Raw genomic sequence first — 14389 nt, forward strand, 5'->3', positions numbered from 1 at the left:
TGCCTGCCGCCGCCCCGCACCCACCCACGCTTTGCGCCCACCGTGCATAAGCCCGTGAGAGCAACACCATCACGGAGCATGTCATGCCTGCCGCAGCCAAACCCCCACGCACCCCGCACACCCCGCGCGACCGCTTTTTTCACTTCCGCGCCTCGACCCCAGAGATCGACGCCATCAACCGCCACGCCGCGCAGGCCGGCATGCGTCCCGGCGTGTTCGTGCGCGACCTCGCCCTGTCCGGCGGCAACCTGCGCCTCGTGTCCCGCGTCGATGCGAGCGCCGTGTTCGAGCTGCGCCGCCTCGGGGCCATGCTCAAGAGCCTGTACCCCAAGGAATCGAACTGGACGAACGAAGAAAAGCGCGCCCACTGGGCCGCGATGAAAACTGTCCTGGCCCACGCCCGCAAGCTCTCCGGTGAGGACGATGCCGGCGGTGAGCAGGCCAAGGATGCGTGATGCTCGCCAAGGTCGTCAAACTGTCGAACGGACGCGGCGGGAAGGTGTCCGCCCACCATGGCGTGCACTACATCTTCCGCCAAGGCGCGCAGGAGCATGCGCTGGAGCGCGACGTCGCCGGCGGCAGCTTCCATCTGGAACTCGGCGGCCTCGACCTGACCGACCCGCTGGATCGCGACCTGGCGATCCGCATGATGGACTACACCGCGGAAGCGGGCCGGGTGCGCAACCGGTTCACCAGCAATCCTTTTTATCACTACGTCCTGTCCTGGCGCGATGGCGAACATCCGACCCCGGAGCAATGCCAGCAAGCCGCTGCGCACACCCTCAAGGCCCTGGGCCTGCAGGAGAACCAGGCCGTCTGGGGTCTGCACACCGACCGCGATCATCACTGGCATATTCACATCCTCGCCAACCGCGTTCACCCCGACAAACTCCACCTGGCCGGCCCGCCCAAGCTGGATTTCCTGGTGCTGGACAAGGCCTGCCGCGAGCTGGAGCTTGCCCAGGGCTGGGCGCACGACAACGGCCCGCACGTCGTCATCGACGGCGCGATCACCCGCCTGAGCAAATCCCAACGCCAGCAACTCGGGCTGGGCGGCAAACAGGAGCGCGCACCGACACCTGGCGCCAGGGCCGCGGAAGTCAACCACGGTGTACCCAGTCTGGCCGACTGGCTGACCAAGCGCGCCCAAGACGAACTGCTGGCCGCCCGGTCCTGGGGCGAACTGCACCAGATGCTGGCCGAACGCGGCTGCGCCCTGCGGCTGCATGGTGGCGGTTTGATCATCGAAACCGCACTGCCCGATGGGCGCACCACCAGCACCAAGGCCAGCGGTGTGCATTACAGCCTGAGTCTGGGGCGGCTGGAAACCAAGTTCGGCCTATCCTTTCCTGCCCCCGGTTTGGGTTTGCTTGAGCACCAAACGAAGACGGCAAAGACTTACGCCCACTTCGTCGAGAATGTCCGCGCCGGCACCGAACCCGGCATGCAGGACATCCCCGGGCACACCGGATCGACGCCCGAGCGCCAGGCCAAGCGCGAAGCCCGCGCCCTGGCGCGCAAAGCCCTGGCCGATGCCTACAAGCATGACCAGGCGGCGCAGAAACTCTCGCGCAAGGCCCTGGTCGGCGGCCTGCGCGCGCACCACAAGAACGAGCGCATCGCGCTGCGTCTGGAACTCAAGGCCATCAAGCCCGCGCGCCTCGCGCAATTGACTGCCGAGCACGGCAGCAAGACGATCGCACAAGGGCTGTGGGCCGCTGAAGCGGTGGTGCGCCGCCAGGAACTGCAGCGCCGCCAACGGGCGGAGCGCACATCGATCACCCAGGATGCGCCGCGTCTGGAATGGCCCGAATGGCTGGAGCGCCAGGCCGCGGCCGGTGACGAAGCGGCGGCTGCGGCCCTGCGTGGCATCCACTACCAGGACGGGCGCAAGCGCAGTAAAGGTGGCAAGGGCAGCAAGAACGGCTTCGAGGGCGAAGACCTCGATCCGTTGCGTGCGGGTGCGCATGGCTCTGCGGCCGGCGCCATCGGCGGTGCACCTCCCGACCCAACCCCAGGGGCAAGGAAAGCCTTTGCCCTGGAAGACGCCCGCATCCGGATCGACCGCCTGGCGCAGCGCATCGAGTACCACGACCGCGAGGGCCTGGTGCGCCTGACCGATTCCGGCCCCCGCATCGACGTCCACATGGCTGACGCCGACACCATTGACGCCGGGTTGCTGCTGGCGGCGCAGAAGTTCGGCGGCGAGGTGTTCATCACCGGCGATGCCGCGTTCCGCGAGCAGGCCGCCCGCCAGGCCGCGCGCCTGGGTGTGGGCGTCCAGGATGCCGATCTGCAGCACGTTGTCGAGCAGGAACGCGCGCAGATCGACGCCGAGCGCACGCCGTCACGCGGGCCGCGGCGCGAACCGCGCGGGCGGTGATCACGGTTTGCGGCTCACTGCAATAACCATCCAAGCGGCCCTCGCGTTGGAGGGCTGCGCCACTGATCTTGAAAGGATCCATCATGAAGCTGCTCCAATTCGCCACCGTCCGCCACCTGCGCGCCGCCGTCGTGCGCCGCCTCAGCCTCGCCGCCGCCGTGTTCCTGGCCACCAGCGTCGAAGCCATGGCCTCCACCTCCGGCGGCCTGCCCTGGGACACCCCGATCCAGACCCTGCAGAACGACCTGACCGGGCCGGTGGCCACCGGCATCTCGGTGATCGCCTTCCTCGCCGCCGGCGCCGCGCTGGTGTTCGGCGAAGAGCTGGGCGGCATCGCCAAGAAGGCGCTCTATGTGGTGCTGGGCGTGGCGATGATCGTCATGGGCAACAAGTTCCTCTCCGCCCTGGGCCTGTCCGGCGCCGTGATCTGAGGCCCGCGCCATGGACGAGCAGGACGATATTTCCGCGCCGATCCACGGTTCGCTCAACCGCCCGCTCCTGATGCTGGGCGGTGAGCGCACCCTGGTGCTGGCTCTGATGACGCTGGCGGGGGTCTTCGTGTTCTCGCTGGCCAAGCTGTGGGCGGCGGGGCTCGGGATCGGTCTCTGGGTGCTCGGCACCTGGGCGCTGTCCCGCGCCGCGCTGTTCGACCCGCAACTCTCCAAGACCGGACGCCGCTCGCTGGCGTTCAAACGCTTCTACCCCGGTCGCGCCACGCCGTTCGGCAAGTCGCGTGAATGGAAGTAATCCCAAGAATCCCAAGGAATCAACATGCTCGCTCTCCAGGAATTCCGTGACCGCTCTGCCGGTCTGCCCGATCTGCTGCCCTGGGCCGCGCTGGTGGACAACGGTGTCGTGCTCACCAAGTCCGGCGCGCTGCTGGCCGGCTGGTGGTATCAGGGGCCAGACCTGGATTCGGCCACCAAGGGCGAACTCCGGGGCATGGCCGCACGCATCAACAGTGCGTTGTCGCTGGACGATGGCTGGGTGGTGAACTGCGACGCCATCCGCCAGCAGGCGCCCGGCTACGCCGCCAGGGGCGCCTTCCCCGACCGCACCACGCGGCTGCTGGACGACATGCGCCGGGCCAAGCACGAAGGCCAGCATGCCGGGTTCGAGAGCCGCTTCGCGCTCACCCTCTCCTGGTTCCCCGACCCGGACGCCGCCGACAAGGCTGCGGCCCTGTTCATCGACGGTGGCGAGAAGACGGGGGTGGCCGCGCGCAACCTGCAGCGCTTTCGCGATGGCATTCGCGAAGTCGAATCGCGCCTGTCCACCGTGGTCAGGATCCATCGCATGGTGGACACCGTGGATGGGGTGGATGGGGTGGATGGGGACACCGAGGCGGTCAGCAGCGATCTGCTGGGCTATCTCGAATCCTGCGTCACGCTCCAGGCGCCGCGCCCGGTGAAGATGGTCGAGGTGCCGATGTATCTGGATGCGGTGATCGGCCAGCATGACTTCACCACCGGTTTTGAGCCGCGCCTCGACAACCAGCCGATGGTGTGCCTGGCGGTGGACGGTTTCCCCGGCTTCAGCGCCCCCGGCATTCTCGACTTCCTGTCGCGCCTGCCGGTGGCCTACCGCTGGAGCAACCGCTTCATCTATCTGTCGCAAAGCCAGGCCGACAAGGTGCTCAACAGCTACCGCAGCAAGTGGGCGATGAAGCGCAAATCCATGATGAATATGGTGCGCGAGAGTTCAGGGGGTGCGGCAACCCACCTGAACATGCACGCGGTGGCGCAGACCGATGACGCGGTGGACGCGATCAGCGAGAACCAGTCGGGCGCGGTGCGCTTCGGCTACTACACCAGCGTCATTTTGCTGGCGCACGACGACAGCACGGCGCTGGATGAGATCGCCCGCGAAGTGCGCAAGATCATCGAGAACGCCGGCTTCGGTGCCCGCATCGAGACCGTCAACGCGGTGGAAGCCTACCTCGGCACCATGCCGGGCAACACCCACGCCAACGTGCGCCGCCCGCTGATCAACACCCTGAATCTGGCGCATCTGCTGCCGTTCACCGCGGTGTGGGCCGGGCCGGACCGGAATCCCTGCCTGTTCTATCCACCGAGCAGCCCACCCCTGCTGTACGCCAAGACGGACGGCGCCACGCCGTTCCGCCTCAGCCTGCATGCGGGCGACCTGGGGCATACCGTCATTCTGGGGCCAACCGGCTCGGGCAAGTCCACCCTGCTGTCCACCCTGGTTGCGCAGCAGTTCCGCTACAAAAACGCGCAAGTGTTTGCCTTCGACAAGGGCTACTCCATGCTCCCGCTGTGTTGGGGCGCGGGTGGCCAGCACGATGACATCGGCGGCGAGCATGGCGAGCTGGCATTCTGTCCGCTGGGCCGTGTGAACGAGCCGAATGAACAAGTGTGGGCCGCCGAGTGGATCGAGCAACTGTGCGAACTGCAAGGCGTGAAGATCCTGCCGGAGCATCGGCAGAAGATCTACCGCGCCATTGTGCAACTGGGCCAGTCCACGGACACCATGGCGCAGCGCACCATGACCAACCTGCTGATCCAGCTCCAGGACGTGACGCTGCGCGAGGCGCTGGGCTACTACACCGTCAGCGGCGCGGCGGGACATCTGCTGGACGCCGAAACCGATGCGCTGGCCGAAGACCCGTTCCAGGTGTTCGAGATGGAGCACCTGATGCACAAGGGCGACAAGCTGGTGCTGCCGGTTCTGTCCTACCTGTTCCACCGCATCGAGCAGCGCTTCAAGGGCCAACCCACGCTGCTGGTGCTGGACGAGGCCTGGGTCATGCTCGGCCATCCGGCGTTCAAGGCCAAGATCCGGGAATGGCTGAAGGTGTTGCGCAAGGCGAACGTGGCGGTCGTGTTCGCCACGCAGTCGCTCACCGACCTGACCAAATCCGGCATCGCCGATGTGATCTTCGAGTCCTGCCCGACCAAGATCCTGCTGCCCAACCCGGAAGCGATGACGGAGAACATCCGGCCGCTGTACGAGGGCATCGGCCTGAACCGGCGGCAGATCGAGATCCTGACGATGGCCACGCCGAAGCGCCAGTATTACGTCATGCATCCCGACGGGCGGCGCTTGTTCGAGCTGGGGCTGTCGGCGCCGGAGATCGCCTTTGTCGGCGCGTCGGGCAAGGACGACATCGCCCGCATCCGGGAACTGCGCGGTGAGCTTGGGGATGCCTGGCCGGCGCAGTGGCTGCGCGAACGCGGGCAGTTCGACGCGGCGCAGATGTGGGAGCGCTATCACTGATCGACGGGGCTGATGCAGCGTTCTTGGCCGGAGCACAGCAATGGGCGATCACACCGTTCGCACCATCTCGATACGGACCGATCGCTGCTCGCTTGTCACCACCACCGTAGCGCCGTCATGCGCCAAGTGGATGCCCCGCGTCGGCTTCACCGACCATCCCTGCGGCAACGCCAAACGCGCCTGGACCTGAGCGTAGCCAGCCAGACCGATCGCCACATGCCGATCGGTCACCGACAGATGCGTGACGTCCACGTTCGCGTCCACCAGCCTTGGGATCGCGTCGGGATCTTGTCCGCCCGTCGTCACGTCTGCGCGGTTCGCGGCAATGTGGAGATAGCGAAATTCAGCATGCTCGTTCCAACCCGCAACCCCCAAGCTCTGGCCAAGACAGGGCCTGGATGCTTGCGTGGGCTGCCGCCACTGACGCAAATGCGCCCCACTTTGCAGGCGCCAGCCGTGGCCGTCGACGCGGCGTGCCACAGCCGCATGGCGCCAGTCGAGCACCGAACGCAACCACTGGGTCTCGAACACGGGGTGCAGCGGCTGCGAGAGCGCCCACTGAAACACCTTGTGCAGACTGACCGCCCCGGCATCCCGCGTGACGATGTAGGGGTGGAAGTAAATCTCCACCGGTTTCAGCCGTCTTGGGTTCTCGGTCATCTCGAACGTCTCGATGACGTTCTCAAACCCAAAATAGGGGCCTTTCCAGTTGTTCGTGTAATCCTCTTCGTCGGAACACGCCGCATAGACCTGGAACCACTTGCCCTTGGGCACCCCAAGGGGCCACACCGCGGTGAGCGACGGGTTCTGAGGCCGCATCGTGACCCCGCCGCCGTTGACGTTGAGCAGGCCTGATGCATCGCACAGCGCCACGGCATGGTTCGGCGGGTTGCAGTCCCCGGGCCAGAGCAAGGCCTTGCAGGGCTTGCCGGGTGGTGCGAGTTTTTGTTCGATGTAGTCGCGCGCACCGATCACTTCTTGGTGGGTGCTGAACGCGTAACCCGGAAACGGCAGGAAATTCCCGTAGGGGTAGTCTTTCGAGATCTGTCCCCGACAGTGGCATTTCGCCGCCTCGATCCAGTTGAAGGGATGCGACCAGGTATGACTGCCGACCTCGATGTTGGGAAGCGCAAACATCTTGCGTGCCCATGCCTGGCCTTCCGTGGCCGTGGCGGGATATTCGCCGTGGTGATCGACCTCGTCGACGATGATGCTTCCTAGGATCGGGATGTCATACCGGGTCAGAAACTCCTCCACGAGAACTTGCCCTGCCAGCGCAGAGCCTGGTCTTTGGCAGCCATTGACCCAGCCATCGCCGTCGAAATGGGACATCAACACCCGCCGTCCGGTGCGCGTTGTGAAGTCGGGCATCGGATCATCCCCCAAGCGCAACGCGGCTTGCACGAGCGCCATGGGATCGACCGACCAGCGTGCGGCAAAGTCGCCCGGCAGGTTCATGACGCCGAACGCGCCGATGGCGTATCCGCCCCAGGGGGTCACAGCGGCGCCCTGCATCACCTGCCCATCGGAGCCTTGCGCTTGTAACCACACGCGAGAGGAAGGCGGCGCTTTGAGCGCAAACGTGTCGTCCTGGCGGATCAAGGGGACGATCTCGGCCGCCTGGGTGCCAGCGCTGCGCGTCACCCGGATCGGGGACTGCAACGCGCCATCGCCTGTTTCGCAGCCCAGACTTTCGAGCAGAGGTCGCGCCGATAGCCCCCAGATCAAGATCGGCACACCCTGGGCCTTGGCATGGTTCAGAAAGTCCGCGAGACGGCCATCGCCGTCGATCCCGTGATCCAGCCAAACCACCACGCCTGCATAGCGCCCTGTGAGGATCTTCTCGGGTATGGGGGCGCCTGCATAGTGATAATCCACATGGAGTCCGTGATACTCCAAAGGCATGGCTCCATAGATGTGCATGGACTCGTTGACGAGCGCGGGGCTGTTGCCTTCCTTGCAGGAGTGCAGCGCCAAAACGCGTCTGGGCACGACCTCGACACCACCCACCCCAAGACTGCTCAGATCCGGGTCGGTGACCCAGGGAATCAGGCCCAGCGCGAGAAGTCGTCGCGCGGTGGTGCGTGCCAACTCACGTTGCTCGGGCGGCACGTAGTCGATGGCGATGCCAGGGATCTGCCACTGCGTTTTGAGGGCGGCGAAACGCTGCAACAGGATCCCACGGTCGGATTGGGAGACGGTCGAGTAGGTGTTGCCCGTGGGATCCCATTGCTGCAGAACAGATTCGGCTGCGACGGCCATCGTGGCGTGGGCGATCGGGGCGTCGATGAGTTCGAACCCGCGGTTGAGGATGAACTGGATCCCCGGGAAGGCGCTGATGAGTGCATGCAGCGTGGCCTGAAGTGCCGCCACCTGCTGTTGCCGCTGGCCGGGGTCTTGGCCAAGCAGGCGGTAGGAGTCGAGGGTGTCGAGGAAGAATGCCCGAAAGCCTGCGGCCCATAGCGGCTGCACGATGCGCTCTCGCAGTACCTTGGGCCAGCCGGCTTGAGTCTGGTCGATGACGCGGGACTTCCAGGCTTTGTTTTGCACAGGGGTCCAGACCGCGGGGATGCGCTTGTCGAGGTCGCTTCCCGGATCAACTTCGCCAACAGAGACGTAGGCCAGCACCGTGGTTTGGGGGCCTAAGGTCTGGATGATCTTGGGATCTTGCTGCAGGGCGTTGTGGGGATCGAGCACGACCCAGTCGAACACGCGCAGTTCGTCGATCGGAATCGCGTTGGCGTAGTACAGGGCGACGGCGGGTAACCCGCTTCTCGCCTGGCTGGGAGACGCATTCGCTGCCGCGTCTGGGTTCTTGGCTTGGGCGACAGATGCCCACGTTGTTGCTCCACCCAGCGCCGCGAATGGACCGAGAGCGGAGGCAGCTTGGCTTTGAAGGACTGTTCTGAGGAATTGGCGGCGGCGCATGGTGTGGAGGGTGCGGGAAAGGCTGCGGTAGGCTACGCCGAAGACGTGGCCCCTGTCATTTGCGGGGGTCGGTGATCAGCCTATACCAACCCAACCTTGTGAGTCCATCATGCGCAAACGTCTTCTCCTCTTTCTTCTTGCCCCTGCCCTGCTGTCCGCCTGCGCCAACCCCGGCGTGCCTGATGCATCCGAGCCTCTTGCAAAACTCTTGATGGTCGCTTGATTTTCCACACGGCAGGACGTGGCGGAGGGTGGGCGCAGGCGGCCATTTCTGGCAGGATGCAGTGATCGAATTCAACATCTGACGCCCGCCAATGCATGCTATCAAGGCTCATCAGTTTTTGTCTCGCTGGAAGGCAGTTCAACACGATTTGATCCCGACGTTGCGAGCCGAACTTGGGGTGATGACACCCAAGCTCGAGCAAGTCATCCATGTGCTGAAGTGGGTGCGCATCGAAGCGTTTGTCGGTTCGTCGTGGGTGGGCGTCGGACGCCCGCCGCAGGAGCGCGCATGGCTGGCCAACGCCTTTGTGGCCAAGGCCGTGCTGGGCATTGGCACCACGGTGGGACTGATGGAGCGGCTGATGGTGGATCGGGCCTTGCGGCAACTGTGTGGGTTTCCCCTGCACCGGCACCTGCCATCGCAGGCAACGTTCTCGCGCGCGTTTGCCGAGTTTGCCCAAACCCGACTGGCCGAGCGTGTGCATGAAGCATTGATCAAGGAGCACCTGGGCGACGCGCTCATCGGACACATCAGCCGCGACGGCACCGCAATCGAAGCCCGAGAGCGCCCCCAGGCCAGAACACAGGCTGCCAAGCCCCGCGGCCAACGCGGCGGTCGCCGCCGTGGCACGGCAACGCCAGCAGACCTTGGCGCAGATACTCCAGGCCATGCCCACGGCCTGCGACCGCGGCACCAAGTGCAATGCGCAGGGTTACAAGACGAGTTGGAACGGCTACAAGCTGCACATCGACACCGCCGATTGTGGCGTGCCCATTGCCGCAGTGCTCTCCAGCGCCTCCATGCATGACAGCCTGGCCGCCATCCCCCTGTCGCACTTGAGCGCCCAGCGCGTGACGAACTTGTATGACCTCATGGATGCGGCGTCTTGCAGTGAAGACATTCGCGCCCATTGCCGCAGTTTGGGGCACGTGCCCCTGATCGATCACAACCCGCGCCGGGGCGAGAAGATCGCCTTTGATCCACCCCAGGCCGTGCGCTATCGTGAGCGCACAGTGGCTGAGCGCACCAACGCCCGATTCAAGGATGAATTCGGTGGCAACACCCTGCGCGTGCAAGGGGCCGAGAAGGTCGCCAGCCATCTGATGTTCGGCATCCTTGCGCTGTCCGCCGATCAACTCATGCGATTGCGACAGTGACCCCTTCCCATCGACTCGCGCGCGAATTCACCCCCATGCGGATCATGCCGCAGGTCAGCGCATACCCCGAAACCAGAGAAAACAGGCCAAACGTGGATCCGTGACATCCCCCTGACTGGGCATGCGACCCCAAACCGCCCAAAAAACCGATCAGTCCCGCGTCAACTGCTCAGCGCCGAGAGTTTTGCAAGAGGCTCATCCGCGCTCGGCACCACCGTCCAGGGATCGCAACAAGCGCAGGCCGTCCAGTTCGGCACTGTGCTGGCGATCCAGCCGGTGCTGATCGCCTCGAACTCCACCGCCATCGGCACGCTGGGCGGCGCTGCGGCGGGTGGCTATCTCGGCTCGCGCATCGGCAACGGCAACGGCAACGGCTCCACGGCCCTGGCCATCCTTGGCGCGGTGGCCGGCGGCATCGCCGGCAGTGCCGCCGAGGGTGCGGCGACCCGCGAGCAAGGCCTGCAGATCACCGTGCGGCTGGACGACGGACAGGCCATCGCCGTGACCCAGGCCGCCGATGTGCAGCTTGCCGTGGGTCAGCGCGTCGAGATCATCGGCAATCTGTACGGCGGCAAGGCCCGCGTGCTGCCGATGGGTTGATGGGCGGGTGGTCAGGTGTGTGGACATCACGGTTTGCCGTGTCCACACCATATCCATCTATCCAGACCCACCGGAGCATCCGCCATGCGTCAAACCCTTCTTGCCGCCGCTCTGGCGGCGTTGCCGTTCCTGGCTTCGCCGCTGGCGCTGGCGCAGACCCTGCCGCCCGCCCCTGCTCCCGTGCCCGATGCGCAGACCACGATGCGCACGGCCGCCACGCAGAACGGCAGCAGTGCTTATTCGGGTGGCATGGCGTATTTCGATCAGCAGGCGTATCAGGACGCAGCCAACACGGCGCAGGACATTGCCAACCAGGACGCGGCCAACGCCAGCAGTGGCGGGTATGGGGTGGGCCTGTCCGGCTCCACGGCCTGGCAGGACGCTGCCGCCCAGGCCCAGGGCGTGGCGAACGACCAGCAGAACCTGGTTGACGCGCAGGTGACCGTGCAGCAGCAGGGTTCGTCATCGCAAGCCGGCGCGTACAGCACCGAGTCGGCCCAGGCGCCCGTCGTTGCCCAGAACGACAACAGCGCCGCGCAGACTTCTGCTTCGAGCGGCGAGTCCGCCTCCAACGCCAGCATCACCCAGAGCACCGGCGTGCCGCAGGGCCAGCCGACGGTGACCAACAACACCGCTGAATACCTTGCGGCTGGCGCGGCAACCCAGGCGATGATGAGCGGAGAGGCAACCGACGGTTACCAGTCCAACATCGACGCCTACAAGGCCGCGCTGCAGGCGGCGGCCGNCATCCTTGGCGCGGTGGCCGGCGGCATCGCCGGCAGTGCCGCCGAGGGTGCGGCGACCCGCGAGCAAGGCCTGCAGATCACCGTGCGGCTGGACGACGGACAGGCCATCGCCGTGACCCAGGCCGCCGATGTGCAGCTTGCCGTGGGTCAGCGCGTCGAGATCATCGGCAATCTGTACGGCGGCAAGGCCCGCGTGCTGCCGATGGGTTGATGGGCGGGTGGTCAGGTGTGTGGACATCACGGTTTGCCGTGTCCACACCATATCCATCTATCCAGACCCACCGGAGCATCCGCCATGCGTCAAACCCTTCTTGCCGCCGCTCTGGCGGCGTTGCCGTTCCTGGCTTCGCCGCTGGCGCTGGCGCAGACCCTGCCGCCCGCCCCTGCTCCCGTGCCCGATGCGCAGACCACGATGCGCACGGCCGCCACGCAGAACGGCAGCAGTGCTTATTCGGGTGGCATGGCGTATTTCGATCAGCAGGCGTATCAGGACGCAGCCAACACGGCGCAGGACATTGCCAACCAGGACGCGGCCAACGCCAGCAGTGGCGGGTATGGGGTGGGCCTGTCCGGCTCCACGGCCTGGCAGGACGCTGCCGCCCAGGCCCAGGGCGTGGCGAACGACCAGCAGAACCTGGTTGACGCGCAGGTGACCGTGCAGCAGCAGGGTTCGTCATCGCAAGCCGGCGCGTACAGCACCGAGTCGGCCCAGGCGCCCGTCGTTGCCCAGAACGACAACAGCGCCGCGCAGACTTCTGCTTCGAGCGGCGAGTCCGCCTCCAACGCCAGCATCACCCAGAGCACCGGCGTGCCGCAGGGCCAGCCGACGGTGACCAACAACACCGCTGAATACCTTGCGGCTGGCGCGGCAACCCAGGCGATGATGAGCGGAGAGGCAACCGACGGTTACCAGTCCAACATCGACGCCTACAAGGCCGCGCTGCAGGCGGCGGCCGACGCTGCGTCCTACAACTACGGCGGGGCGGCTTATGAAACGGCAGTGAACCTGCAAAAGCAGGCCGAAGCCAATGCCGACGATGCGGGGGGCGTGTCTGCCGCACCGGCGTTGGCTGGCGCGCTGGATGTCGCCGCCGCTGCATCGGCCGTCAACAGCGCATCCGGCACCTTGCAGCAAATCCAGTCCATGACGGGCGTGCAGCAGGGGCAGACTGCGGGCGCCACCACCACCCAGGATGCCTTGCAGCAGACCACGGCCGACACAGGCGTGCAGCAAGGGCAGGCTGCGACCACTCCGAGCACGGACACGTCCTACACCCACGCTGCCGACACGCAGCAGGCGTCACTCAACGCGGCCGGTCAGCAGAACCAAACCGATGCAGAGACCTCGGCCCAGGCTTGGCAAACCGGCGTGTCCGCTCAGTATTCCGAGAACGCGGCCAACACGATTGCCAGCTACGACAACAGCATGGCATCGTCGACGGGTGACCCGAACTGGACATCGGCGGCGGCGATTGCGCAGACCTCGGCGGACCAGCAGCAGACCATCTACGGCCAGCAGCAGGTCATCCAGACCCATGCGACGAATGACGGTAACGCCACCAACGCCGCAGCCAACGCCGAAGCCCCAGGCGTCGGCAACACCCTTGATTCGGCCGCAAGCGCCGCTGCCACGGCGAATAGCACAAACACGTTGCAGCAGATTGGCGCCGCCACCGGCGTGCCGCAAGGTCGGTAACACAAGGCCAGCAACCCATACGGGAGTTTCCACCATGAACGCATTCAAGCAAAGCATCCTGGCCCTTGCGGCCATGTCGGCCATTGCCATGGTTCCGGCCCACGCCACGGGCATGATCGCCGGGGCGACGTTCCCCGAGCAGATCGTGCAGGAACTGACGGCCGTCGAGCAATACGCGACCCAGGCGCAGCAGCTTCAGGCGCAGTTCCAGCAGGTCTACAACCAGGCGCTCAGTCTGGAGAGCCTGCCGACGCAGATGTGGCCGAATGTCTCGGGCAATCTGCAGCAACTCATCCATCTGATCGGCTCCGCGCAGGGCTTGACGTATGCGACGCAGAACACGGCTGCGGGCGTGCAGCAGCAGTACGGCGTCAATGGCCAGAGTTACCAAGCCAACCTGTCGCAGTGGAACGGCAATCTGACCAGCCAGATCCAGCAGGCGCTCAATCAGTACGGCCTGCAGGCCCAGGACTTCCAGACCCAGCAGCAGGCGCTGAACCAGGTGGAGAACGCCAGTCAGTCCGCGGCTGGGCGCATGCAGGTGCTGCAGGCGGGCAATCAGATCTCGGGGATGCTGGTGAACCAGTTGCAGGGCCTGCAACAAACGATGATGACCAACGGGCAGGTCGAGATGAATGCCATCGGGGCCAACAACGCCGCGAAGCTGCAACAGAACCAGATCAATCAGCAGTTCCTCGATGGATCCACCGGGGCGGGGTTCTATTGAGTCCAGGTTCTGGGATCCTTGTCCCCTTGTTCCGGGCTACGATCGAGATTCAGACGGCCTTCGGGCGCGAGTGCGGGGCGACTCATCGAAACAGCCCCTTTGCATCTCCATCCATTCCACTCGCGCCAGGAGCGCACCATGAAACCGTCTGAGCACAAACTCGTCTCAACCCTCGTCCTCGCCTGCGCTGTCGGCCTGCTGGCCGGCTGCGGGCACCAGGCGTCATCCATCACTGCCCCCGGCATCGGCAAGGTGGCTGGCGCCCAGGTCAACACCAGCGAGGGGCCGTTCGGTGGGCAGACGGTCGCCTGGTACGAAGCCCAGTTGAACAGCCATCCCAGCCCGCGGTCCGCCGCCGATCCAGCCTGGCAGGAAGGCTTGTGGTGTGCCGGACGGGATGCCCAAGACAACGCCACGGTGAGCGCCGATGCCGTGGCGAAGCGTCAGGGCACGGTGTCCTGCCAGAACTTCTATCGCGGCGTGAACCTGGCACAGGGGCCGTATGCCGGACATGGGCACGCCTGGTTCAAGGCGCATCCGCAGCAGCGCGGCATCGAGGGCGGCTGGTGCCGGGCCACAGGCAACACCACGGGTGCATGCTTCGCGGTGGAGACGACCGGGGCGGGGTTTTACTGATCCGGCCTTTCCCGGTGTCGACTTCTTGCTGAATCGGCCCCAATGCCATCGTT

The 14389-nt window shown here is 65.6% G+C and carries 10 protein-coding genes and 1 pseudogene; 10 read left to right on the forward strand and 1 reads right to left on the reverse strand.

The window, feature by feature from the left end; genetic code table 11:
* Nucleotides 1–83 precede the first annotated feature (83 nt).
* The 5 genes from THIX_RS15840 to THIX_RS15860 all read left to right on the forward strand — a co-directional run bounded on the left by THIX_RS15840 (nt 84) and on the right by THIX_RS15860 (nt 5623).
* Nucleotides 84–455: a hypothetical protein gene (locus THIX_RS15840; protein ID WP_112486954.1), complete on the forward strand. Its 372-nt coding sequence runs from the start codon at nt 84–86 to the stop codon at nt 453–455.
* A complete protein-coding gene (gene traI / locus THIX_RS15845; protein ID WP_112486955.1) occupies nt 455–2383 on the forward strand; it encodes a TraI/MobA(P) family conjugative relaxase in 1929 nt (642 codons plus the stop codon). Before THIX_RS15840 ends, traI begins: the two co-directional genes overlap by 1 nt.
* An 83-nt stretch (nt 2384–2466) precedes the next feature.
* Nucleotides 2467–2814 carry a TrbC/VirB2 family protein gene (locus THIX_RS15850; RefSeq protein WP_112486956.1) on the forward strand — a complete coding sequence of 116 codons (348 nt, stop codon included), beginning with the start codon at nt 2467–2469 and terminating at the stop codon, nt 2812–2814.
* A gap of 10 nt (nt 2815–2824) precedes the next feature.
* Entirely contained in the window at nt 2825–3130 is a 306-nt protein-coding gene (gene trbD, locus THIX_RS15855; RefSeq protein WP_112486260.1) for a conjugal transfer protein TrbD, read from the forward strand.
* Nucleotides 3131–3154: 24 nt separating this feature from the next.
* On the forward strand, nt 3155–5623 hold the full coding sequence (locus tag THIX_RS15860; protein WP_112486957.1) for a transporter: 2469 nt from the start codon (nt 3155–3157) through the stop codon (nt 5621–5623).
* Nucleotides 5624–5671: 48 nt separating this feature from the next.
* On the opposite strand, the gene THIX_RS15865 is transcribed toward THIX_RS15860, so the two are convergent.
* Complete coding sequence (locus THIX_RS15865; protein ID WP_112486958.1) at nt 5672–8551, reverse strand: bifunctional glycoside hydrolase 114/ polysaccharide deacetylase family protein; 2880 nt, start codon at nt 8549–8551, stop codon at nt 5672–5674.
* 314 nt (nt 8552–8865) lie between these two features.
* Here THIX_RS15865 and THIX_RS15870 point away from each other — a divergent pair.
* From THIX_RS15870 to THIX_RS15890, 5 genes and pseudogenes are all read left to right on the forward strand, one after another.
* Nucleotides 8866–9931: pseudogene (locus THIX_RS15870) on the forward strand (transposase).
* Nucleotides 9932–10189: 258 nt separating this feature from the next.
* Nucleotides 10190–10531, forward strand: coding sequence for a glycine zipper 2TM domain-containing protein (locus THIX_RS15875; RefSeq protein ID WP_112486959.1), 342 nt, complete (start codon nt 10190–10192; stop codon nt 10529–10531).
* Between the two features lie 1041 nt (nt 10532–11572).
* Entirely contained in the window at nt 11573–12973 is a 1401-nt protein-coding gene (locus THIX_RS23510; protein ID WP_158540922.1) for a hypothetical protein, read from the forward strand.
* A gap of 34 nt (nt 12974–13007) precedes the next feature.
* A complete protein-coding gene (trbJ, locus tag THIX_RS23515; protein ID WP_158540923.1) occupies nt 13008–13700 on the forward strand; it encodes a P-type conjugative transfer protein TrbJ in 693 nt (230 codons plus the stop codon).
* Between the two features lie 138 nt (nt 13701–13838).
* Nucleotides 13839–14336 carry a hypothetical protein gene (locus THIX_RS15890; RefSeq protein ID WP_112486961.1) on the forward strand — a complete coding sequence of 166 codons (498 nt, stop codon included), beginning with the start codon at nt 13839–13841 and terminating at the stop codon, nt 14334–14336.
* Nucleotides 14337–14389: the final 53 nt, after the last annotated feature.

Origin of the sequence: Thiomonas sp. X19 (assembly GCF_900089495.1) — a bacterium.
Lineage (GTDB): Bacteria > Pseudomonadota > Gammaproteobacteria > Burkholderiales > Burkholderiaceae_C > Thiomonas_A.

Bases quoted from the DNA above. Each gene is read 5' to 3' on its own strand.
- THIX_RS15840 (WP_112486954.1), top strand. From the start codon at position 84: ATGCCTGCCGCAGCCAAACCCCCACGCACCCCGCACACCCCGCGCGAC.
- traI (WP_112486955.1), top strand. From the start codon at position 455: ATGCTCGCCAAGGTCGTCAAACTGTCGAACGGACGCGGCGGGAAGGTG.
- THIX_RS15850 (WP_112486956.1), top strand. From the start codon at position 2,467: ATGAAGCTGCTCCAATTCGCCACCGTCCGCCACCTGCGCGCCGCCGTC.
- trbD (WP_112486260.1), top strand. From the start codon at position 2,825: ATGGACGAGCAGGACGATATTTCCGCGCCGATCCACGGTTCGCTCAAC.
- THIX_RS15860 (WP_112486957.1), top strand. From the start codon at position 3,155: ATGCTCGCTCTCCAGGAATTCCGTGACCGCTCTGCCGGTCTGCCCGAT.
- THIX_RS15865 (WP_112486958.1), bottom strand. From the start codon at position 8,551: ATGCGCCGCCGCCAATTCCTCAGAACAGTCCTTCAAAGCCAAGCTGCC.
- THIX_RS23510 (WP_158540922.1), top strand. From the start codon at position 11,573: ATGCGTCAAACCCTTCTTGCCGCCGCTCTGGCGGCGTTGCCGTTCCTG.
- trbJ (WP_158540923.1), top strand. From the start codon at position 13,008: ATGAACGCATTCAAGCAAAGCATCCTGGCCCTTGCGGCCATGTCGGCC.
- THIX_RS15890 (WP_112486961.1), top strand. From the start codon at position 13,839: ATGAAACCGTCTGAGCACAAACTCGTCTCAACCCTCGTCCTCGCCTGC.